Origin of the sequence: Micromonospora sp. HB375 (genome assembly GCF_017872985.1) — a bacterium.
Classification (GTDB): Bacteria; Actinomycetota; Actinomycetes; order Mycobacteriales; family Micromonosporaceae; genus Micromonospora; species Micromonospora chalcea.
Window position 1 is genome coordinate 3,351,838 of record NZ_JAGGJO010000001.1, and the last position, 20,658, is coordinate 3,372,495.

Sequence of the window (20,658 nt, forward strand, 5' to 3'; positions counted from 1 at the left end):
GACCTGGCTCTGGTGGGCCGCGCGAGCCGTGCCGTACGGTGCTCGCCGTGACCGCGCACGATCGTGTCCCGCCCGGCCCCGTCGCCGTGCTCGCCAACCCGACCGCCGGCCGGGGGCGGCACCGCGGTCTGCTGCCCGGGATCCTGGAGCGCCTCGCCGGAGCGGGCCGCCCGGTCGAGCTGCTGCGCGCGCGTACCCCCGAGGAGGCGGAGGCGGCGTGCCACGCCGCGGTCGCCGGCGGCGCCGGGGCGCTCGTCGCGGTGGGCGGCGACGGCACGATGCACCGCGCGTTGCAGGCGGTCGCCGGCACCGATGTGCCGTTCGGGCCGGTACCGGCGGGCACCGGCAACGACTTCGCGGTGGACACCGGCTTCCCGGCCGACCCGGTGGCCGCGGTCGAGGTGATCGCCGACGCGCTCGCCGCCGGCCGTGCCCGGTCGGTGGACCTGGCGCGGCTGTCCCGGCGCGGCGAGGCCGACCGCTGGTTCGGCGCGGTGCTCGCGGCGGGCTTCGACGCGATCGTCAACGAACGCGCCAACCGGATGCGCTGGCCGCGCGGCCCGCGCCGGTACGACCTGGCGATAGTGGTCGAGCTGGCCCGGCTGCGGCCACGCCGCTACCGGCTGGTTCTCGACGGGGTGGCGCAGGAGGTCGACGCGGTGCTGGTCGCGGTGGGAAACACGGCCAGCTACGGCGGCGGCATGCGGATCTGCCCGGACGCCGACCCGCACGACGGCCTGCTGGACGTGGTGGTGGGCGGGCGGTTCGACAGGCGCACGCTGATGCGGGTCAAGCCGCAGATCTACCGGGGCACCCATGTCACGCACCCGCTGGCGCGCGTCTACCGGGCGCGGACGGTGGAGCTGGCCGCCGAGGGCATCACCTCGTACGCCGACGGGGAACGCTCCCTCGACCTGCCGGTGACCGTCACGGCCGTGCCGGCGGCGCTGCGGCTGCTGCGCTGACCGCCGCCACGCCCTCGGCGTCCGGTGGGCCGGGAACGGGCGGCGGCGCGGTGGACGGGGCGGCGGCGCGGACCGCGCCGGCGCTCGCGGCGACCACCAGCCCGATCGCGAGCACCTCGACCGGGTGCAGCGCCTGGCCGAGCACCAGCCAGCCGGCCACCGCGGCGATCGCCGGGCCGAGGCTCATCATGACCGCGAACGTCGCGGTGGGCAGCCGCCGCAGCGCCGCCAGCTCCAGGCTGTACGGCAGCACGGAGGCGAGCAGCGCCAGCCCGGTACCGAGCCCCAGCACCACCGGGTCGGCGAGGCGACCGCCGCCGTCGGCCAGCCCGAACGGCAGCGTCAGCAGCGCCGCGACGGTCAGCGAGAGGGCCAACCCGTCCGCGCCGGGGAACCGCGCGCCGATCCGCGCCGAGCAGACGATGTAGGCGGCCCACATCGCGCCCGCCGTCAGCGCCAGCGCCGCGCCGACCGGGTCGAGCCGGTCGAACCCGCCCTGCCCGAGCAGCGCCACCCCGCCCAGCGCCAGCGCGGCCCAGAACCAGGCCGCCGCCCGGCGCGCGCCGAACACCGACAGCGCCAGCGGGCCGAGCACCTCCAGCGTCACCGCCGGACCGAGCGGGATCCGCTCGATCGCCTGGTAGAAGATCGAGTTCATGCCGGCCAGGGCCAGCCCGAACGCGACCACTGCGGCCCAGTCCCGGCGCCCGTACCCGCGCACCCGGGGGCGGCACACCACGAGCATCACCAGCGCGCCGATGGTCAGCCGCAGCGTCACCGCCCCGGCCACCCCGGTACGCGGGAAGAGCAGCGCCGCCAGCGCGGAGCCGAACTGCACCGACAGCGCCCCGCCGAGCACCAGCGCGACGCCGCCGAGCCGGCCCGGCGCACGCGGCGGCAAGGGGTGGACACCGGTCATGCCCCTGACCGTAGCCGGTGCGCCGGGACGGGTTCGCGCCGCTGGCGGGGTGTGCGCTCAGCCGACCCCGGCCAGGTCGAGCACCGCGCCGAGCCCGTTCGGGCGGCCGGCGTCGGCGCACGGCAGCACCAGCACCCCGCACCCGGCCGCGACCGCGCCCGCGTCGGCCGGGGTGTCGCCCACCATGAGCGTGCGCTCCGGGTCGACGCCGAGCATCCCGCAGGCGCGCAGGAAGATGCCCGGGTCCGGCTTGCAGCGCCCCACCTCGTACGACAGCGCGTACGCGTCGACCAGCCCGTCGAGATCCCAGGCGGCGAACAGCGGTCGCAGGTCGAAGCCGATGTTGCTGACCACCGCCACCTTCACCCCGGCGGAGCGCAGCGCGCCGAGCACCGGCTCGGTGTCCGGGTACGGCACCCAGCCCTCGGGCACCAGCACCCGCTCGTAGAGCGCGTCGGCGAACCCGTCGATGCCGGTGTCCACCGTCTCGGCCAGCCCGGTGTACGCGCCCCGGTGGGCCTGCGGGTAGAGATCGCGGTCGGCCCACAGCTCGGCCAGCCGGGGCGGCACCCGGGCCGGCAGCGGGCCACCCGCGCGCCCGGCGGTGAGCAGCCGGTCGGCCAGCGACGTGGCCCGGATCCGGTCCAGCTCGACGCCGCAGGCGGACGCCGCGGCGAGCACCCAGGTCAGCGGCTCCTCCACCTGGGCGAGCGTGCCGTGGAAGTCGAAGAGCACCGCCTCCACGGGCCGGCGGGACGGGCGCGGGCCCACGACGTCGTCGGCGCCGCTGGCGGCATGGGGCAGTTCGGTACGGTCCGGCACGTCGTGCACCCTACCGACCCGCTCCGACCGTCCTGCCGGATGGCCTTGACCGGTACTCGTCGGCCGTACCGATTAATCTTGGATCCATGTCGAGCCCCGCCGAGCGGTACGCCGCGGCGCGCCGCCGGGCCGCGCAGGCCTCCGCCTTCCCGGCCCTGGACGAATTCTCCCTGGATCTCGGGTTCGATCTCGACGACTTCCAGCGCGAGGCGTGCGAGGCGCTGGAGCGGGGCAGCGGCGTGCTGGTCTGCGCGCCCACCGGCGCCGGCAAGACCGTGGTGGGCGAGTTCGCGGTGCACCTGGCGCTGCGCGGCCGGCCCGGCGGCGACGCGCCTGCGGCCCGGCGCAAGTGCTTCTACACCACGCCGATCAAGGCGCTGTCCAACCAGAAGTACCACGACCTGGTGGACCGCTACGGTGCCGAGCAGGTCGGCCTGCTCACCGGCGACAACGCGATAAACGGCGACGCGCCGGTGGTGGTGATGACCACCGAGGTGCTGCGCAACATGCTCTACGCCGGCTCGGCCACCCTGGAGGGCCTGGCGTACGTGGTGATGGACGAGGTCCACTACCTGGCCGACCGGTTCCGTGGCGGGGTCTGGGAAGAGGTGATCATCCACCTGCCCGAGTCGGTCACGCTGGTGTCGCTGTCGGCCACCGTCTCCAACGCCGAGGAGTTCGCCGACTGGCTGGTCACCGTACGCGGGGAGACCGCCGTGGTGGTCTCCGAGCACCGCCCGGTGCCGCTGTGGCAGCACATGCTCGTCGGCAAGCGGATGTTCGACCTGTTCCACGACGCCGACGCGGCCCGCAAGCACGACGTGCACCCGGAGCTGCTGCGCTACACCCGGGACACGATGCGCCGGCTGGAGCTGGGCGAGGGCCGCAGCGCCGGCCCCGGTGGCGGCCGGCGCGGCCCGCGTTGGCGCGGCCCGATGCGCCCGGACATCGTCGACCGGCTCGACCGGGAGGGGCTGCTGCCGGCGATCCTGTTCATCTTCAGCCGGGCCGGCTGCGACGCCGCAGTGCAGCAGTGCCTGGCCGCCGGGCTGCGCCTGACCTCCCCGGAGGAACGCGCCGAGATCCGCCGGGTGGTCGAGTCCCGGGTCACCGCCATCCCCGGCGAGGACCTGTCCGTGCTCGGCTACTGGGAGTGGCTCGACGGGCTGGAGCGCGGGCTGGCCGCCCACCACGCCGGCATGCTCCCCGCGTTCAAGGAGGTCGTCGAGGAGCTGTTCGTCCGCGGGCTGGTCAAGGCCGTCTTCGCCACCGAGACGCTGGCGCTGGGCATCAACATGCCGGCACGCTGCGTGGTGCTGGAACGCCTGGTCAAGTTCAACGGCGAGGCGCACGTCGACCTCACCCCGGGCGAGTACACCCAGCTCACCGGCCGGGCCGGCCGCCGGGGCATCGACGTCGAGGGCCACGCCGTGGTGGTCTGGTCGCCGGAGACCGACCCCCGGCACGTGGCCGGGCTCGCCTCCACCCGCACCTACCCGCTGCGCTCCAGCTTCCGGCCGTCGTACAACATGGCCGTCAACCTGGTCGGCAGCGTCGGCGCGGCGCCGGCCCGCGAGCTGCTGGAGTCCTCGTTCGCGCAGTTCCAGGCCGACCGGTCGGTGGTCGGCCTGGCCCGGCAGGTGCAGCGCAACACCGAGACCATCGAGGCGTACGGCGCGGAGGCCGCCTGCCACCACGGCGACTTCGACGAGTACTTCGCGCTGCGGGTGGCGATCGCCGACCGGGAACGCGCCATCGCCCGGCAGGGGCAGAGCCAGCGCAAGGCGGCGGCTGTCGCCTCGCTGGAGCGGCTGCGGGTCGGTGACGTGATCCGGGTGCCGTCCGGGCGGCGGGCCGGCCTGGCGGTGGTGCTGGACCCGGCCACCGGCGGGTTCGGCGAGCCCCGGCCGCTGGTGCTCACCCAGGACCGCTGGGCCGGCCGGGTCACCCCCGGTGACTTCACCACCCCGGCGGAGGTGCTGACCCGCATCCGGGTGCCGAAGCACTTCAACCACCGTTCGCCCGCGGCCCGGCGGGACCTGGCGGCGGCGGTCAGCGGCACCGGCCTGGACCGGCACGGCGGCCGGCGGGGTGGCCGGTCCCGTCAGGCGGCGGGGGAGGACCACCGCCTCAGCCAGCTCCGCGTCGAGCTGCGCGCGCACCCGTGTCACGCCTGCCCGGACCGGGAGGAGCACGCCCGCTGGGCGGAGCGGCGGCGCCGGCTGGAACGCGACACCGAGGAGCTGCGCCAGCGGGTGTCCGGGCGGACCGGCTCGCTGGCCCGTACCTTCGACCGGATCGTGGCGTTGCTCACCGCGCGCGGCTACCTGGCCGCCGACGGTGAGGTCACCGACGCCGGCCGGATGCTGGCCCGGATCTGGACCGAGGCGGACCTGCTGGTGGCCGAGTGCCTGCGCCGCCGGGTGTGGGACGGCCTGTCCCCGGCGGAGCTGGCCGCCGCCGTGTCGGTGGTGGTCTTCGAGGCCCGGCGGGACGTCGACGAGCGGGCGTCGTTGCCGCGTGGTGGGGTCGCCGACGCGGTCGACGAGACGCTCAAGCTGTGGGGCGACATCGAGGCCGACGAGGCGGCGCGCGGCCTGGCGGTGACCCGCGAGCCGGATCTCGGGTTCGCCTGGCCGATCTACCGGTGGGCGCGCGGCGAGGCGCTGGCCAAGGTGCTCGCCAGCGGGCACCAGATCGACGGGGAGATGCCGGCCGGCGACTTCGTCAGGTGGGCGCGACAGGTGGTCGACCTGCTCGGGCAGATCGCCGACTCGGGTGGCGCTTCGGCCGAGCTGCGCGGCACCGCACGGCAGGCCATCGCGGCGGTCAACCGGGGCGTGCTGGCCTACCACGCCTCCGCCTAACGGTCACTTTCGGTCACCGATCTCCGGAAACCGACGCATCGCTGCGTCACCGCGCTGACACCCCGCGAATTGTCGGGGGGTCGATGCATGCCCTGGTCAGGGCCTATCCCATCATTGCCCCGGGGCGCCGTGGGTCGCGCTGCGTCGATGGTGAGGAAAGGGCGTCGTGGGCGAGATCAATCACTTCGAGTACGGGTGGATCACACCCGCGCTCAGCTACGCGTTGTCAGTGCTCGGCTCGGCGCTCGGACTGGTCTGCGCCGGGCGGATCCGGACCGCCACCAGCGGCGGCCAGCGCGCCTGGTGGGGCCTGCTCGCCGCGTGGGCGCTGGGTGGCACCGCGATCTGGGCCATGCACTTCATGGCGATGCTCGGGTTCGCCGTCTCCGGCACCCGGATCCGCTACGACGTGCCGCTGACGGCCGCCAGCACCGCGATCGCGGTGGCGTCGGTCGGCATCGGGCTGTGGATCGTGGGCACCGGCCGGCTCGCCGCGCCGCGTCTGCTGGCCGGCGGGTTCTTCACCGGCGCCGGGGTGGCCGCCATGCACTACACCGGCATGGCCGCGATGCGCCTGGACGGCTCGTTCGGCTACGACCCGCTGCGGGTGACGCTGTCGGTGGTCATCGCGATCGTGGCCGCCACCGTCGCGCTCTGGCTGGCGATGACCGTCCGGCGCGGGCTCGCCATCGCCGCCTCGGCGCTGGTCATGGGCATCGCTGTCAACGGCATGCACTTCACCGGCATGAGCGCGCTGTCGGTGCACCTGCACGAGAGCCGCGGCCCGGCCTCCGGCACCGAGGTGAGCGGACTGCTGGTGCCGATCGTGCTGGCAGTGGTCTTCGGCGTGGTCGGGCTCGTCTACGCGCTGCTCGCCGCGCCGTCGGACGACGACCGGGCCGGGGCCGCGTACGTCAGCTCGCGGCTCGGTGACGCGCCGCGGACGGTCGCCGCCGAGCCAGCGCCGGACCCGGTGGGCCTGCGTGCCCGGTCGACGCTGGCGCAGCCCGGCGCCCAGTTCCCGAGCCGCCGGAGCACCGACCGCCCTTCGTGATCAACTGATCACGATCGGTCGCCCGCCAGCGCGTCGACCAGGCGGCGGCAGGACCCGGCCAGGTTCCAGCGCTGCGCCAGCTCCAGCAGCCGCTCCGGGTCGGCGGGCGACGTCGGCAGCGTCGGGTCCAGCTCGGGCAGCGGCACGTCGGTGGCGACCCGGACCACCTTCGGCGCCACCGCCAGGTAGTCGCGGGCGGCGTCGAGCTTGGCCCGCAGCCCCGGGGCGAAGCCGGAGCCGGGGTCGTCGAGCGCGGCCAGGATGCCGTCGAGCCCGCCGTAGCGGTCGATCAGCCGGGCGGCGGTCTTCTCACCCACCCCGGCCACGCCGGGCAGGCCGTCGCTGGGGTCGCCGCGCAGCGCCGCGAAGTCGGCGTACCGGTCGGCGGGCACGCCGTAGCGGGCCCGCACCGCCGCGTCGTCGCAGTCGTCCAGCTTGGCCACGCCCCGCCCGACGTAGAGCAGCCGCACCGGGCGCGCGTCGTCGACGAGCTGGAACAGGTCGCGGTCGCCGGAGACCACCTCGACCGGGCCGGGCTGGGTCACCGAGAGCGTGCCGAGCACGTCGTCGGCCTCGTAGCCGGTGGCGCCCACAACCGGGATGCCGAGCGCGTCGAGGACCTCCAGGATCATCGGCACCTGCGGGGACAGCGTGTCCGGCACGACCTCGCCGCCCTCGGGCGCGACCCGGTGCGCCTTGTACGACGGCAGCAGCTCCACCCGCCACGCCGGCCGCCAGTCGTGGTCCATCGCGCAGATCATCCGGTCGGGACGGCGGGTGCGGACCAGCTGGGCGAGCATGTCGAGGAAGCCGCGCACGGCGTTCACGGGCTGGCCGTCGCTGGTCTTCGCGGCCGACTCGGGAATGCCGAAGTAGGCGCGGAAGTAGAGGCTGGGGGAGTCGATCAGGAGGATCGGCTGTCGGTGTGCCACGGCGACAAGCCTTCCACAGCCCTCTGACGAGATGGGGGAGGCGACCGCGGGACCGGAAACCCGGGCGCGCGCGGGTCCCCGGATGCGCAGACTGGCGGGGTGAGCTTCGTACCCGGCCTGACCCTGGCCCGCCGGTTCCACGACGAGGTGGTGGGTCCGCTGCTGGCGCGGCGGCTGCCCGGCCTGCGGTACTCCGCCGGTCTGCTCGACGGCGGCTCCGAGCTGCTCGGCCTCGACACGCCCCGCTCCACCGACCACGACTGGGGTCCGCGTACCCAGGTCTTCGTGGACAGCGCGCACGACGTGGCGCCGGTACGGGCGGCGCTGGACGCGGACCTGCCGGCGCGGTTCCTCGGCTGGCCGACCCGGTACGCCGGCGGCCCGGCGGTACGGCTCGGCACGGTGCACGCCGACGGCGACCGGCACGGCGTGAGCGTGGACGAGCTGGGCGCGTGGCTGCGGGACCGGCTGGGCGCCGACCCGCGCGCCGGCATGTCGGTGGCGGACTGGCTGGCGACGCCGACGCAGCGGCTGGCGGAGCTGACCGGGGGAGCGGTGTTCCACGACGGGCTCGACGGGGCTCTCACCGCCGCCCGCGCCGCGCTGGCCTGGTATCCGGACGACGTGTGGCGGCACGTGCTGGCGTCCGGGTGGCAGCGGGTCGCGCAGGCCGAGCACCTGGCGGGCCGGTGCGCCGAGGTCGGCGACGAGCTGGGCAGCCGGGTGGTGGCCGCCGGGCTGGCCCGGGACCTGATGCGCCTCGGGCTGCTGCTGCGCCGCCGCTGGCCCCCGTACGCGAAATGGCTCGGCACGGTGTTCGCGACGCTGCCGGGCGCGGCGCCGGTGGTGGACGGGCTCGCCGCCGCGCTCGGTCCGGGCGAGTGGGCGGTCCGCGAGCCGGGCCTGGTCCGGGCGCTGGAGACGGTGGCCGGCTGGACCAACGACGTCGCGCTGGCGCCGGCTGTGGATCCGGCCGCCCGGCCCTTCCACGGCCGGCCGTTCCTGGTGCTCGACGCGGGCCGCTTCGTCGAGGCGCTCCGCGCCGCGATCACCGACCCGCGGCTGCGCGACCGGCCGCCGATCGGCGCGGTGGACCAGTACGTCGACAGCGTGGACGTGCTCACCCACCCGGACCGCGCCCGCCGGGTGGCCGCGGCGGTTGTCCGTCCGCCGGGCGCGGCCTAGACTCCGATTCGAGTCGCATCGATCCGCGACTGTCTATCTCGTCTCCGAGGGTCCGGGCCGCCCGTCGCAGGCGCCTCGCCGGCGAGGACGCCGCTCCGTGCGGCGTTCCCACCACCGAGGAGAACAGCATGCTGTCCAGAATGAGCAGACTCCGGCTGCTCGGCGCGGCGCTCGCCGCCGCCGGGCTCGCCGTCGGAGCGGCGCTCGCCGTCCCCGGGCCGGCCTCGGCCGCCGCGCTGACCGAGGTGACGAACTTCGGCACCAACCCGAGCAACCTGCGCATGTACCTGTACGTCCCGGACACCGTCGCGGCCCGTCCCGGCCTGCTCGTGGTGAACCACTACTGCACCGGCAGCGGCCCGGCCATGTACTCCGGCACCCAGTTCGCGTCGCTGGCCGACCGGTACGGCTACATCGTCGTCTACCCGTCGGTGACCCGCAGCAGCAAGTGCTTCGACGTGTCCTCACCGCAGGCGCTGCGCCGCGACGGCGGCAGCGACCCGGTGGGCATCAAGTCCATGGTGGACTACGTGCGGCAGCGCTACCCGGTCGACTCGCAGCGGATCTTCACCACCGGCACCTCGTCCGGCGCGATGATGACGAACGTGCTGCTCGGCGACTACCCGGACGTGTTCCGCGCCGGGGCGGCCTTCGCCGGGGTGCCGTTCGGCTGCTTCGCCACCACGAACGGGTCGGAGTGGAACAGCGAGTGCGCCAACGGCCAGGTGCTGAAGACCCCGCAGCAGTGGGGCGACCTGGTGCGCAACGCCTACCCGGGCTACACCGGCCCGCGTCCGCGGATGCAGATCTGGCACGGCACCAACGACGAGACGCTGCGCTACCCGAACTTCGGCGAGCAGATCGACCAGTGGACGAACGTGCACGGGCTGAGCCAGACGCCCGACTACACGGACAGCCCGCAGTCCGGCTACACCCGGACCCGCTACGGCGGCACCGGCGGCACCGCGACCGTCGAGGCGATCAGCATGCAGGGCGTCACGCACAACCTGCCGGTGGACGCGGCCCAGGCGATCCGCTTCTTCGGCCTGGACACCGTGCCCCCGACCAGCCCGCCGCCCACCACGGCCGTCCCCACCACGCCGCCACCCACCACGCCCCCGCCGACGACGCCCCCGCCCACCACGGCGCCGCCGCCCACGACGCCGCCGCCGTCGGGGGCCTGCCGGGTCGGGTACGTGGTGAACGCCTGGAACAACGGCCTCACCGCCTCGGTGACGATCACCAACACGTCCACCACGGCGATAAACGGCTGGAGCCTCGCGTTCACGCTGCCGGGCGGCCAGACGATCACCGGCGGCTGGAACGCCACGTACAGCCCCACCAGCGGCGCGGTGACTGCCCGCAACGTCTCCTACAACCCGGTGATCGCACCGGGCGGCTCGGTGGACATCGGCTTCCAGGCCACCCACACCGGCAACGCCGGTAAACCCGGCTCGTTCACGCTCAACGGAAGCCCCTGCACGGCCGCCTGATCCGCACGCCAGTACGCCGAGGTGGCGGCATCCCGGACACGGTGATGCCGCCACCTCGGCGAAGCGGTGGCGATCACGCGGGACCGGGCATGAGCACCGCCGCGGCGGGTACCCGTCCCGGACGGACACCGGCGGGAACCGAAGGAGCGGATATGAAGGTCCGAAGCTCCCTGCGCGCACTCAAGCGCAAGGCCGACTCGATAGTGGTCCGGCGCCGGGGCAAGCTGTTCGTGCTGAACAAGTCCGACCGGCGGCAGAAGGCCCGGCAGGGCTGAGCCGGTGGCGGACATCCTGATCACCGGGGCCGGCAGCGGGCTCGGCCGGGGCACGGCGCTCGGGCTGGCCCGCGCCGGCCACCACGTGATCGCCGCGGCACAGATCTGGCCGCAGGTCCGCGAGCTGCGCGCCGAGGCCGAACGGGCCGGCGTCGCGCTGGACGCGATCAAGCTGGACGTCACCGACCCGGCCGACCGGGCCGCGGCCGCCCGCCACCGTGTCGACATCCTGGTGCTCAACGCGGGCCTGCAGGAGGCCGGCGCGGTGGTGGAGATCCCGATGGAGCGGGTCCGCCGCTCGTTCGACGTGAACGTCTTCGGCCACCTGCACCTGGCACAGGACCTCGTGCCGCCGATGCTGGCCCGGGGCGCCGGCAAGGTGGTCTGGGTGTCCTCGGCGGTCGGCGTACGAACCCGGCCGTTCATCGGCGTCTACGCCGCCACCAAACACGCGATCGAGGCGCTCGCCTGGGCCATGAAGGGCGAGCTGGAACCGCGCGGCGTCCGCGTTGCGGTGATCAACCCCGGCCCGTACCGGACCGGCTACAACGACACCGGCGTGGAGACCATGTCCCAGTGGTGGGACGAGTCCACCGCGCTGCTGCCGCGCCCTGACTTCGGCGACTACCTGGGCCACCAGCGCGACCCCCAGGAGATGATCGACGAGATGGTCCGCGCGGTGCCCGCCGACGACGGTCACCCGTACCGCACCACGTGCCCGCCGTCGCTGCGCGAGCAGCTCAGGGAGTTCGAGTCGCAGGTGTGGGACGCGACGTCGTGACGGCGGTGTCCGAAATGCGCTCCGGGTGGGCACCGCCGGTCAGCCGGGCCGCGGCGAAGCCGACCAGCGGACGGTAGATGCGCACCGAGTCGGCGAGCGCGGAGAAGTGCGAACCCGCGTTGCCCGCGTGGTAGCGGGTGGCGATGTCCACCTGCTCGACCGGCAGCCCGGCGCCCACCGCACGCAGCAGCACGTCCATCTCGTACTCGAAGCGGTCGCCGGGGACGGTGACCAGCCAGTCCAGCAGCCCGGCCGGGTACGCCCGCAGCCCGGTCTGGGTGTCCCGCACGTCCCGCCCGGTCGCCAGCCGGAACGCGACCCGGGTCGCGGCGTTGCCGAACCGGCTGCGGGCCGGCACCTCGCCGTCGAAGCGGCGCACGCCGAGTGTCATCGCGCCGGTGGCGCGCATCCGCCCGGCCACCCGGCACACGTCCTCCACGCGGTGCTGACCGTCGGCGTCCACACAGGTCACATCGTGTCCCGGGTGGCGCGTGGCGGCGTACCGGAAACCGGTGCGCAGCACCACGCCCTTGCCCCGGTTGACCCGGCGGCGCAGCACCTCGGCGCCCCGGTCGCGGGCCGCGCGCAGTACCCCGGCTGCGGCCGGGCCGCTGCCGTCGTCCACAACCAGCACCCGCGCCCCGGGCAGCGCGGCCCGCAGGTCGGTGACCAGCGGCGGAAGCCGGTCACCCGGCCGGTACACGGGCACGAGCACGATCACTGGACCTCCCGGGGTGGACTCGCCCGCCGGCACGGTCCGCCGGGTCGATCGAGGAGCGTCGTACCCCGGGCCCGCGACCGCGAATCACCGCCGGGGCGTGAGGCGTCCGATCCGGTCGGCCGCGCGGCTCAGCGCGCGCTCGCGGCGCAGCGACGCCTCCGGGGTACGCACACCGAGATAGCCGAGCCGGCTGAGCGCCCGGACGGCCCGCTCGTGCCGGGCCGGCACCGGTTCGGGCGCGGTCACCGGCACGTCGGCCAGCGCCGGGCCGGTCAGGCCGAGCACGCGCGCGGCGAGCAGCCGGACGCGGGGCAGGTGCCACGGGTGCGTGACCAGCCCGAGCGGGCGCCGCGCGGTGAACTCGGCCGCGCCGAGCAGCCCGTCCTGCACGGTGTGCGCCAGGTTCTGCAGCGTGGTGCGGGACCGGGTCTCGGCCGCCGACCGGGCGTACGCGTCGAGGCCGGCCTCGCGCGCCAGCGCCCGCATCAGCTCGCCCTCCCGGAATCCGGGCGGCGGACCGGGCGCCCCGGCCGGGCCGTGCGGCCAGCCGCCGGTGAACACGACCCGGGCGCCGGGCGCGCGGCGGAACTCGTCGGCGTGCGCGCGGACGTACGCCACCGCGGCCTCGGTGCGCGCGACGCTCTCGGCGGTGAGCCGGTAGCCGTCGTCGCCGGCCACCACGCCACGCCCGAAGACCAGCAGCACGGTGGCGGTCGGCGTCATCCCCTCACCGTACGTGTCACTCCTCCTCGGGGGGCCAGGGCGGCGTGCCGACGCCGGTGATGCGGACCCCGCCCCACGGGTCCACCTCGGTGAGCCGGGCCCGGGTGACGCGCTCGCCGATGCGGATCTCCACGTCGCGGCGGCCGGAGCGCAGCAGCCGCACCAGGCGCGGCTCCGGCTCGACCCGCCCGGCCCAGTGGTAGCGGCCGTCGACCGGCTCGAACCGGCCGCCGGCGTGCAGCCGTACCGGGGTGCCGGCGATCTCGGCCGTGCCCTGCCAGGTCACCTGTCGATCCGTTCGTGCGCGCGGGTCAGCTCCGGCGGCAGGTCCGCGCCCCGGCGGACCCCCTCGATGCCGCTCCACAGCAGCGTGGTCAGGTACTCGGTGAGCGCGGACCGGTGGATCGGCTGCCCGTGCGTGGTCCACCAGTCGCCGACCGCCTGCACGAACCCGACCAGCCCGTACGCCCACGGCTCGGCCGGCCCGGCGTCGAGACCGAGCGCGCGCAGCCGGTCGCCGATGACCCGGGCCAGCCCGGTGGCCACCTGCCGGCTGGTGCCGGCGACCACCTGCTGGATGCCGGGGTGGCCGGACTCGTGCACCAGGAACCGGTAGAGCGAGGGCTCGAACTCCACCACGCTCAGGTACGCGTCGATCGTCGCCTCGACCAGCGCCCGCTCCTCGCGGACCTGCTCCACGGCGGGCGCGACGGCGGCCACCACGCGCGCCGCGACCACCTCGCTGACCGCGAGCCAGAGCTGCGCCTTGTCGGCGAAGTAGCGGTAGAGCACCGGTTTGCTGACCCCGGCGGTGGCCGCCACCTGGTCCATGTCGACGTTCGGGCCGTGCCGCAGCAGCGCCTGCACGGCGGCGGCGATCAGTTCCTGGCGGCGCTGTTCGCGGTGCTCCGCCCAGCGGTCACGCCGCCCTCCGGACCGTGGCGGGGACGGCTCCGGCGAGGGGTCGGGGCCATTGACATCGGTGGTGGTGCGTCGCATGCTACCACTCGTAACAGTTACTGGAAGTTACGTCAATATGGAGGGGTCATGGCCGGATTCCCGCGCGAGGCGGTAGCCGCCCGCCTCCTCACCGCCTCCGTGCGTACCAGCTACGACCCCCTGGTGGACGTCGACTGGTCGGCGCCGCCAGTGCCCGGCGCGTACTGGCTGCCGCCGTCGCGCAGCAGCCTCTACGGCACGCCACTGTGGGACGGGCTGACCGAGGAGCAGCGGGTCGAGCTGACCAAGCACGAGGTGGCCAGCGCCGCCAGCGCCGGGATCTGGTTCGAGACGATCCTCATGCAGATGCTGATCCGGCACTACTACGACGCGGATCCGACCAGCCGGCACGCCCAGTACGCGCTGACCGAGGTCGCCGACGAGTGCCGGCACTCCATCATGTTCGGCCGGCTCATCGAGGCCACCGGCGCGCCCGTCTACCGCGCCGAGCCCGTCGACCACCTGCTCGGGCGCTGGCTCAAGGCCACCGCCACCGGCCCGCAGATGTACGCGGCCATCCTGATCGCCGAGGAGATCCTCGACTCGTTCCAGCGCGAGATCATGGCCGACGAGTCGTTGCAGCCGCTGATCCGGATGGTGTCGCGCATCCACGTGGTGGAGGAGGCCCGGCACGTGCGCTTCGCCCGCGACGAGCTGGCCCGGCAGGTGGAGGCGGCCGGGCCGGTCGCGCTCACGTACGCGCGGCTGGTGATCGGGCGGGCCGCGTACTCGATCACGCGGCGGCTGGTGCACCCGCGGGCGTACGCGTCGGTCGGGATCGACCCGGCGGCCGGTCACGCCGCGGCGCGGGCCAACCCGCACTGGCGGGCCACGCTGCGCTGGTCGGCGCAGCGGATCGCCGAGCATCTGACCGAGCTGGGTCTGGTGGCTGGGCCGGGCCGGCTGCTGTGGCGCCGGGCCGGGTTGATCGAGGGCTGACCGGCGGCGACCCGAAGGGGAAGGATCGCCGCCGGCCGCCCGGTCAGGAGGTCGGGAAGTTGTCGGGGGTGCGGATCCGGTCGCGCATGTACGCGCCGGACTGCGTCAGCACCGACGTCCCGCTGAACGAGCCGGACGCGCACGTGCCCGGCCGCAGCGCGGCCGAACCCTCGGGGGCGTCGGAGAACGTCCAGTTGGCGTAGCTGATCTTCAGCCGGTCGAGCAGGTCGAGCCAGGCGTTGCTGCTGGCGACGTCGACGGCGCCGTCGCCGGTGTAGGTGACGGTGCCGAACTCGGTGACGAACAGCGGCAGCCGGGAGGCGGCCCGCTGCACCTCGTTGCGGTAGTTGTCCTGGTGCGAGGCGGCGTAGAAGTGGAACGTGTACATGATGTTCTGCGCCCGCACCGGGTTGTTCACGATCTCGTCGGAGTTGCTGCCGTCGGACACGCCCAGCGAGGACCAGCCGCGGGTGCCGACGATGATCACCGCGTCCGGGTCGTTGGCCCGGATCACCGGGATGACCTGCTCGGCGTAGTTGCGGATGGTGGACCAGCTGACCCCGTTGGGCTCGTTGGTGATCTCGTAGATCACGTTCTTCTTGGCCGCGTTGCGCGCGGACGCGTTGGCGAAGAACGTCTTGGCCCGGTCCAGGTTGTACATCGGGTCACCGGGGGTCAGCGTGTGGAAGTCGATGAGCGCGTACATGCCGCGGGCCTCTGCCTTGTCCACGAGCGTGTTCACCTGGGCGGTGAAGCCGGCCGGGTTGGTCTCGTAGCCCTGCTCCTGCACGTACATCGAGATGCGCAGCAGGTCCGACTGCCACTCGTCGGCCAGCACGTCGAGCGAGGTGTCGGTGTAGCAGTTGGCGAACCACTGCAGGCCGTGGGTGCTCATGCCGCGCAGCTGGATCGGCCGCCCGTACTGGTTGCAGAGGTTGACCCCGCAGACCTGGAGCTGGCCGTTGATCGCGACCGGGGTGGTGCCGGTCGGCGGCGGCGTCGTGGGCGGGGGAGTGGTCGGCGGCGGGGGCGTGCTGGGCGGCGGGGTGCTCGGCGGGGGCGTGCCGGTGCCGCCGGTGCAGACCGTGCCGTTGAGCGTGAACGAGGTGGGGCTCGGGTTCGACCCGGTCCAGGAGCCGTTGAAGCCCACAGTGGTGCTCGCGCCGGTGCCGAGCGCGCCGTTGTAGTCCGCGCTGCGCGCGGTGACCGAGGAGCCGCTCTGCTGCCAGGTGGCCGACCAGCCCTGCACCACGCGCTGGCCCCCGTCGGGGAAGGTGAAGCCCAGCGTCCAGTTGCTCACCGGGTCGCCGAGGTTCGTCACCGCGACGGTGGCGGTGAAGCCCCCGGGCCACGAGTTGGTGGTGTAGGTGACGGCACAGCCGGTCGCGGCCATCGCGTTCGGCGACGGCAGGACGGCCGTCGCGGCCAGGGCGAGCGCGCCGACCGCGCCGCCGACGAGCAGGTGCCGCCGGGACGGGCGGGGAATCGAGAACATACGGGAAGGTCCCATCGCTTGATGGTGATCGGACGGTGCCCGTCGTGAACCTGCCCGGAAAGCCCGACGCGGCGGCCTGGGGGAGCGCTCCCAGGGCGAGCGTAGAGGCGGATGTCGATCCGTGCAACAGCCGGTGGCTCAGCGGCCGCCGCGCCGCCCACCGTAGAGCCGCAGCGCGTTGCAGACGTCGAACACGCCCGGCACGTCCCAGGCCAGCTCGGCGGCGACCAGGCGGGTTTCCGGATCGGCCACCAGGCCAGCGAGGATCACCACCCGGTTCTGCACCGTGACGGTGATCTGCTGCCGCCGGGTGGTCCAGTCGGCGCTGAGCCGCTGGGCGACGAGCGAGGCGAGCCGGGTGTCCGCGTCGTCGGGCTCCGGCTCACGGCCGGTGTACGGGAACTCGGGGTACGGCCAGGGCATCACCACGGGGAGGGCTCCTTCTGTTCGGTCATTACTGCGCGCCGGGACGCGGGCCCCGGCGCCGGGGCGCGGCCGTCGACGACTGTGAAGACGCCGTCGAGCCGCATCGTGTGCAGCACGGTGAGCACGAAGCGCGACGGCGACAGCAGGCACAGCCGCCGTCCGTCGCGCCGGGCGTCCTGGTGCGCGCGCACCAGCAGGCCGAGCCCGGCCGAGTCGATCACCTCGAGCGCGGACAGGTCGACCAGTTCGCGGTCGCCGCGCACGGAGCGTTCCGCGAGCGCCCGGCGTACCGCCTCGGCGGGATCGACGTCGGCGGCGGCCGGGGTGCCGGCCACCTGCTCCAGGTCCTCGGTGCCCAGGCCGTCCTCGGCGACCGTGGCCCGGACGCTGCACCGGGGGCAGTGGTGCGGGCCGGACGCGAAGGGCGAGCCGACCCAGTCGTGCTCGAACACGAGCGTCCACACCACCTCGGCGTCGGGCAGCGTCGCGCCCGCGCCGGTGACGCTGTCGCCGCAGCCGTCGCAGATGAGCATCATCAGGTGGTCCGCGGGGACGACTGTCACACCTCCTCCTTCCGCCGGGCGCCCGGATCGGGCGCCTGCCGGTCCGCGCCCGTGCCGCCCGCCGTCACCACCGCCAGCACGACCGCCACGGCCGCGAACGCGGTCTGCGTCACCAGGGACAGCAGCGGCGAGGCGTCGGGGCGGCGGTCCACCAGCCCGACCACGATCGCGCCGAGCAGCGCGGCGGCCACGCCGAGCGCCAGCGTCAGCCAGACCGGGACGGCCTTGCGTCCCGGCACGACGAGCCGGCCCACGCCACCGACGGCGAGACCCACCACGAGTGCTCCGACGAGCGTGCTTCCGGTCACGGCCCCTCCTCAGCGGGGTGCGGACGCGACCCGGGCCCGGCCGCGCGCGGCCGGACGGGGCGTGTCGACGACGGGTACGGCGCCCAGCCCGGAGGTCTGCAGGATGCGCCGGATCCGTGGGTGCGGGTTGCTCAGCGTGAGCACGCCGTCCTGCCGCGCCAGCCGCCGGTGCACGTCCAGCAGCAGCGCGACCGCGGCGGCGTCCACATGCCGGCACCCGGCGAGGTCGATCGTCAGCTCGCGGGGGCGCAGCGCGAGGATGCGGTCCAGCACGTGCGCGACCTCGGGCAGCCCGGCGAGGTCCAGTTCGTCGGTGATGTCCACCCGCACGTGCGGCACGGCGGACTCCGGCGGGGACGGCAGGGTAGCGGGCATCAGGTCGCTTCCGTGGCGGGTTCAGTGTCGATCCCCACTCTGCGCAGCGATCTTGGAGGTCCCCGGACGGTTGTATGACGGTTCGATGACAAAAACCACGAACGGCCCACGCGGTTGGGCTACCCGTGCCCGGCCGGTCATGATGCCCATATGACGGCCGTACTGGTGATCGAGGACGACGACCGCATCCGGCTCGCGCTGCAGCTCGCCCTGGAGGAGGAGGGCTACGAGGCGTACGGCGCCCCGACCGCGGAGGACGGGCTGCGACGGCAGCGGGAGAAGCCGTCCGACTACGTGCTCGTCGACCTGATGCTGCCCGGCATGAACGGGTTCGACTGCATCCGCCAGCTGCGCCGCGACGACGACGTGCCGGTCGTGGTGATCAGCGCCCGCGACGACACCCACGACATCGTCGCCGCGCTGGAGGCCGGCGCCGACGACTACGTGGTGAAGCCGGTCGCGATCAAGGAGCTGTCGGCCCGGCTGCGGGCGCTGCGCCGGCGGGTCCGCACCGTGTCCGGGCCCGCCCCCGCCCAGTTCTTCGGCGAGCTGGAGATCAGCGCCGAGGCCGGCGAGGTGCGCCGCTCCGGACGGCCGGTCCCGGTCACCCGCACCGAGTTCCGGCTGCTCTGCGAGCTGGCCGAGCACGCCGGCCGCGTGCTGTCCCGCCAGCAGTTGCTCAGCCGGGTCTGGGGCTACGAGACCGGCGACGAGCGGCTCGTCGACGTGCACGTCGGCCGGCTGCGGCAGAAGATCGAGTCGGACCCGGCGAACCCCCGCCACCTGGTCACCCTCCGCGGCCTCGGCTACAAGCTGCAGCGATGACCCGTCCCGGACTGCGCGCCCGCGTCACCGCGGCGTTCGCCGTCGGCGCGTTGCTGCTGTCCGCGCTGATGGCCCTCTTCTCGTACGACCTGACCCGGCGCTCGCTGCTCGACGAGCGGGAGCGCACCGCGGTGCGGGCCGCCTACTACGACGCGGCGGTGGTCCGCTCCGGCCTGGACACCGGCACGCCGGACGTGGTGGCGGTGCTGCGCTCGCTCGACACCGGCAGCGCCCGCCGCCCGCTGCTGCACCTGCCCGACGGCTGGTACGCCCGCACCGCCGACGTGGGCGCCAGCTCCGTGCCGGTGGAGTTGCAGCGCATGGTCGCCGACGGCAAGCCCGCGGTGCAGCGGATCCGCCTCGACGGGCAGCCCGCGCTGCTGGTCGGCGTGCCGCTGCCCGGCGCGCTCGGCTACTACGAGCTGACCTCGCTGCGGGAGGTCGAGGAGACGTTCCAGGTGGTGGGCCTGGCGCTGATCGCCGTGGCGATCATGGTGGCCGGGGCGGGCGCGGCGCTCGGCTGGTACGCCACCCGGCACAGCCTGCGGCCACTGACAGCGGTCGCCGACGCGGCGGAGCGGATCGCGGGCGGGGACTTCGCCACCCGGCTCGATCCGACCACCGACCCCGACCTCACCCGCCTGTCCAGCTCGTTCAACGAGATGGTCGACAAGCTGGTGCACCGCATCGAGCGGGACCGGCGCTTCGCCGCCGACGTGAGCCACGAGCTGCGCTCGCCGTTGCAGACGCTGGCCGCGGCGGCGAGCGTGCTGCACCGCCGCCGCGAGCACCAGGACGAACGCACCGCCACCGCCGCCGGCCTGGTGGCCGACGAGGTGACCCGGTTCCAGCGCCTCGTCGACGACCTGATCCAGCTGGCCCGCACCGAGCAGCCGGCGCACCGCGAGACGGTCGACGTGGTGGAGCTGGCCCGGGCCGCCTGCCGGGAACGATCGCTGCCGGAGAGCCTGGTGCAGGTGGCAGGCGACGTCCCGCACGAGTGGTGGGTCGACCGGCGCCGGTTCGCGCAGACGCTGCTGAACCTGGTGGAGAACGCCGAGCGCTACGGCGGCGGCCCGGTCGCCGTACGCCTGGGCGGGGGCGACGGCGTGGGCGTGCTGGAGGTCGACGACGACGGACCGGGCGTGCCGCCGGGCGACCGGGAGATCATCTTCGACCGGTTCGTGCGGGGCCGGGCGGCGCACGACCGCGCCGGCACCGACGGCACCGGACTCGGCCTCGCCCTGGTGGCGCAGCACGCCGACGCGCACGGCGGGTCGGCGCGGGTGCTGGACCGCGCGCCCGGCGCCCGTTTCCGGGTCGAGCTGCCCGGAGCGCTCCGGTGAGCCGGCGGCGGCTCGCGCCCGCCCTGCTCGCCGTGGCGCTGCTCGCCGGCTGCGGGGTGCCGGTGGACGACGAGCCCCGGCTCGTGCAGACGCCGCCCGGGGCCTTCCCGACGCCTGCGGTGTCCTCGACCGCCGACGGGGACGGGCGGGTGGACGAGCCGTTCTGCTTCGTCCGGGACGACGGCCTGGTCGTGGTCAACCGCCGGGTGGACGGGCTGCCCGGGGTGGACACGCACCTTCAGCACCTGCTGGCCGGTCCCGGTCCGGGGGAGCGCCGCCAGGGGCTGTCCACGGCGCTGCCGGGCACGGTGGCGGTGGCCGGGGCCACGCTGGCCGGCACCGTGGCGACAGTCGACGTGCGCCAGGCCGGGGAGGAGACCGGCCGCAACGACGAGGTGCTGGCCTTCGGGCAGATCGTGTGCAGCCTCACGCAGCGACCGGACGTGTACAGCGTCGCGTTCCGCCGCGGCGGGCAGCCGCTGGAGGTGCCGCGCGCGGACGGAAGCCTCTCGGTGCTGCCGCTCACCGCTGCCGACTACCGCCCGTTGATGCCACGCTGATCGCCGTTGCCCGCCTCTATGTCCGGATATGACGCTAAATCTCCATCGTCCGTTCGGTTGATTTGGCCATGGCCTTTGGTCTAGT

Annotated in this window: 23 protein-coding genes; 11 read left to right on the plus strand and 12 right to left on the minus strand. The window is 74.6% G+C overall.

Annotated features, from left to right (window positions below):
- The first annotated feature begins 38 nt into the window (after positions 1 to 38).
- Positions 39 to 965, plus strand: coding sequence for a diacylglycerol kinase (locus J3R08_RS15395; RefSeq protein WP_069089787.1), 927 nt, complete (start codon positions 39 to 41; stop codon positions 963 to 965).
- Here the strand turns inward: J3R08_RS15395 and J3R08_RS15400 are convergent.
- Together J3R08_RS15400 and J3R08_RS15405 are read right to left on the minus strand one after the other, a co-directional pair.
- Positions 928 to 1,884, minus strand: coding sequence for a DMT family transporter (locus J3R08_RS15400; RefSeq protein ID WP_064446093.1), 957 nt, complete (start codon positions 1,882 to 1,884; stop codon positions 928 to 930). The genes J3R08_RS15395 and J3R08_RS15400 overlap by 38 nt on opposite strands.
- Positions 1,885 to 1,941: 57 nt before the next feature.
- Positions 1,942 to 2,706: an HAD family hydrolase gene (locus J3R08_RS15405; protein ID WP_043330167.1), complete on the minus strand. Its 765-nt coding sequence runs from the start codon at positions 2,704 to 2,706 to the stop codon at positions 1,942 to 1,944.
- 86 nt (positions 2,707 to 2,792) lie between these two features.
- Between J3R08_RS15405 and J3R08_RS15410 the strand changes: the two genes are divergently transcribed.
- Entirely contained in the window at positions 2,793 to 5,573 is a 2,781-nt protein-coding gene (locus J3R08_RS15410) for an RNA helicase (protein WP_043324364.1), read from the plus strand.
- Between the two features lie 166 nt (positions 5,574 to 5,739).
- Positions 5,740 to 6,627 (plus strand): MHYT domain-containing protein, encoded by an 888-nt coding sequence (locus J3R08_RS15415; protein ID WP_043324362.1) that lies wholly within the window; start codon positions 5,740 to 5,742, stop codon positions 6,625 to 6,627.
- 8 nt (positions 6,628 to 6,635) lie between these two features.
- Here J3R08_RS15415 and J3R08_RS15420 read toward each other — a convergent pair whose 3' ends face one another.
- Complete coding sequence (locus J3R08_RS15420) at positions 6,636 to 7,559, minus strand: 5'-3' exonuclease (protein ID WP_064446090.1); 924 nt, start codon at positions 7,557 to 7,559, stop codon at positions 6,636 to 6,638.
- Positions 7,560 to 7,658: 99 nt separating this feature from the next.
- Here J3R08_RS15420 and J3R08_RS15425 point away from each other — a divergent pair, with 99 nt between their 5' ends.
- From J3R08_RS15425 to J3R08_RS15440, 4 genes are all read left to right on the plus strand, one after another.
- Positions 7,659 to 8,744, plus strand: coding sequence for a DUF4037 domain-containing protein (locus tag J3R08_RS15425; protein WP_209961709.1), 1,086 nt, complete (start codon positions 7,659 to 7,661; stop codon positions 8,742 to 8,744).
- 128 nt (positions 8,745 to 8,872) lie between these two features.
- Positions 8,873 to 10,237, plus strand: coding sequence for a PHB depolymerase family esterase (locus J3R08_RS15430; protein WP_043324356.1), 1,365 nt, complete (start codon positions 8,873 to 8,875; stop codon positions 10,235 to 10,237).
- Between the two features lie 152 nt (positions 10,238 to 10,389).
- A complete protein-coding gene (locus tag J3R08_RS15435) occupies positions 10,390 to 10,512 on the plus strand; it encodes a ribosomal protein bL36 (protein ID WP_043324353.1) in 123 nt (40 codons plus the stop codon).
- Positions 10,513 to 10,516: 4 nt separating this feature from the next.
- Positions 10,517 to 11,293 (plus strand): SDR family oxidoreductase, encoded by a 777-nt coding sequence (locus tag J3R08_RS15440; RefSeq protein WP_043324351.1) that lies wholly within the window; start codon positions 10,517 to 10,519, stop codon positions 11,291 to 11,293.
- On the opposite strand, the gene J3R08_RS15445 is transcribed toward J3R08_RS15440, so the two are convergent.
- From J3R08_RS15445 to J3R08_RS15460, 4 genes are all read right to left on the minus strand, one after another.
- Positions 11,253 to 12,008 (minus strand): glycosyltransferase family 2 protein, encoded by a 756-nt coding sequence (locus tag J3R08_RS15445; protein WP_280841752.1) that lies wholly within the window; start codon positions 12,006 to 12,008, stop codon positions 11,253 to 11,255. The two genes, J3R08_RS15440 and J3R08_RS15445, sit on opposite strands and share 41 nt — an antisense overlap.
- A 90-nt stretch (positions 12,009 to 12,098) precedes the next feature.
- Positions 12,099 to 12,737 (minus strand): YdcF family protein, encoded by a 639-nt coding sequence (locus J3R08_RS15450; protein ID WP_209961711.1) that lies wholly within the window; start codon positions 12,735 to 12,737, stop codon positions 12,099 to 12,101.
- A 16-nt stretch (positions 12,738 to 12,753) separates the two neighbouring features.
- Complete coding sequence (locus J3R08_RS15455) at positions 12,754 to 13,023, minus strand: DUF4873 domain-containing protein (protein WP_043324346.1); 270 nt, start codon at positions 13,021 to 13,023, stop codon at positions 12,754 to 12,756.
- Positions 13,020 to 13,736, minus strand: coding sequence for a TetR family transcriptional regulator (locus tag J3R08_RS15460; RefSeq protein WP_030504073.1), 717 nt, complete (start codon positions 13,734 to 13,736; stop codon positions 13,020 to 13,022). Before J3R08_RS15460 ends, J3R08_RS15455 begins: the two co-directional genes overlap by 4 nt.
- 48 nt (positions 13,737 to 13,784) lie before the next feature.
- Between J3R08_RS15460 and J3R08_RS15465 the strand changes: the two genes are divergently transcribed.
- Entirely contained in the window at positions 13,785 to 14,675 is an 891-nt protein-coding gene (locus J3R08_RS15465; protein WP_043324341.1) for a diiron oxygenase, read from the plus strand.
- A 43-nt stretch (positions 14,676 to 14,718) separates the two neighbouring features.
- Here the strand turns inward: J3R08_RS15465 and J3R08_RS15470 are convergent, their stop codons facing one another.
- The 5 genes from J3R08_RS15470 to J3R08_RS15490 all read right to left on the minus strand — a co-directional run bounded on the left by J3R08_RS15470 (position 14,719) and on the right by J3R08_RS15490 (position 17,842).
- Entirely contained in the window at positions 14,719 to 16,170 is a 1,452-nt protein-coding gene (locus J3R08_RS15470; protein WP_209964233.1) for a cellulase family glycosylhydrolase, read from the minus strand.
- 138 nt (positions 16,171 to 16,308) lie between these two features.
- Entirely contained in the window at positions 16,309 to 16,599 is a 291-nt protein-coding gene (locus tag J3R08_RS15475; RefSeq protein ID WP_043324334.1) for a BON domain-containing protein, read from the minus strand.
- Positions 16,593 to 17,159 (minus strand): STAS domain-containing protein, encoded by a 567-nt coding sequence (locus tag J3R08_RS15480; RefSeq protein WP_064446083.1) that lies wholly within the window; start codon positions 17,157 to 17,159, stop codon positions 16,593 to 16,595. Before J3R08_RS15480 ends, J3R08_RS15475 begins: the two co-directional genes overlap by 7 nt.
- The gene (locus J3R08_RS15485) at positions 17,156 to 17,467 is read right to left on the minus strand and encodes a hypothetical protein (protein ID WP_030504078.1); all 312 of its coding nucleotides are present in this window, start codon (positions 17,465 to 17,467) and stop codon (positions 17,156 to 17,158) included. Before J3R08_RS15485 ends, J3R08_RS15480 begins: the two co-directional genes overlap by 4 nt.
- Positions 17,468 to 17,476: 9 nt before the next feature.
- Positions 17,477 to 17,842, minus strand: coding sequence for an STAS domain-containing protein (locus J3R08_RS15490; RefSeq protein ID WP_043324327.1), 366 nt, complete (start codon positions 17,840 to 17,842; stop codon positions 17,477 to 17,479).
- A 150-nt stretch (positions 17,843 to 17,992) separates the two neighbouring features.
- Between J3R08_RS15490 and J3R08_RS15495 the strand changes: the two genes are divergently transcribed.
- Genes J3R08_RS15495 through J3R08_RS15505 form a run of 3 tightly spaced genes read left to right on the plus strand, consistent with a single transcriptional unit; the run spans position 17,993 to position 20,573 of the window.
- The gene (locus J3R08_RS15495; protein ID WP_043324324.1) at positions 17,993 to 18,667 is read left to right on the plus strand and encodes a response regulator transcription factor; all 675 of its coding nucleotides are present in this window, start codon (positions 17,993 to 17,995) and stop codon (positions 18,665 to 18,667) included.
- Positions 18,664 to 20,013 carry a HAMP domain-containing sensor histidine kinase gene (locus J3R08_RS15500; protein WP_043324322.1) on the plus strand — a complete coding sequence of 450 codons (1,350 nt, stop codon included), beginning with the start codon at positions 18,664 to 18,666 and terminating at the stop codon, positions 20,011 to 20,013. The genes J3R08_RS15495 and J3R08_RS15500 overlap by 4 nt, the downstream gene beginning before the upstream one ends.
- Positions 20,010 to 20,573, plus strand: a complete 564-nt coding sequence (locus J3R08_RS15505; RefSeq protein ID WP_064446082.1) for a GerMN domain-containing protein — start codon at positions 20,010 to 20,012, stop codon at positions 20,571 to 20,573. Before J3R08_RS15500 ends, J3R08_RS15505 begins: the two co-directional genes overlap by 4 nt.
- Positions 20,574 to 20,658: the final 85 nt, after the last annotated feature.

Coding starts and splice junctions, on each gene's coding strand:
- J3R08_RS15470 (WP_209964233.1), bottom strand. CDS start 16,170: ATGTTCTCGATTCCCCGCCCGTCCCGGCGGCACCTGCTCGTCGGCGGC.
- J3R08_RS15435 (WP_043324353.1), top strand. CDS start 10,390: ATGAAGGTCCGAAGCTCCCTGCGCGCACTCAAGCGCAAGGCCGACTCG.
- J3R08_RS15450 (WP_209961711.1), bottom strand. CDS start 12,737: ATGACGCCGACCGCCACCGTGCTGCTGGTCTTCGGGCGTGGCGTGGTG.
- J3R08_RS15460 (WP_030504073.1), bottom strand. CDS start 13,736: ATGCGACGCACCACCACCGATGTCAATGGCCCCGACCCCTCGCCGGAG.
- J3R08_RS15430 (WP_043324356.1), top strand. CDS start 8,873: ATGCTGTCCAGAATGAGCAGACTCCGGCTGCTCGGCGCGGCGCTCGCC.
- J3R08_RS15500 (WP_043324322.1), top strand. CDS start 18,664: ATGACCCGTCCCGGACTGCGCGCCCGCGTCACCGCGGCGTTCGCCGTC.
- J3R08_RS15490 (WP_043324327.1), bottom strand. CDS start 17,842: ATGCCCGCTACCCTGCCGTCCCCGCCGGAGTCCGCCGTGCCGCACGTG.
- J3R08_RS15465 (WP_043324341.1), top strand. CDS start 13,785: ATGGCCGGATTCCCGCGCGAGGCGGTAGCCGCCCGCCTCCTCACCGCC.
- J3R08_RS15410 (WP_043324364.1), top strand. CDS start 2,793: ATGTCGAGCCCCGCCGAGCGGTACGCCGCGGCGCGCCGCCGGGCCGCG.
- J3R08_RS15495 (WP_043324324.1), top strand. CDS start 17,993: ATGACGGCCGTACTGGTGATCGAGGACGACGACCGCATCCGGCTCGCG.
- J3R08_RS15400 (WP_064446093.1), bottom strand. CDS start 1,884: ATGACCGGTGTCCACCCCTTGCCGCCGCGTGCGCCGGGCCGGCTCGGC.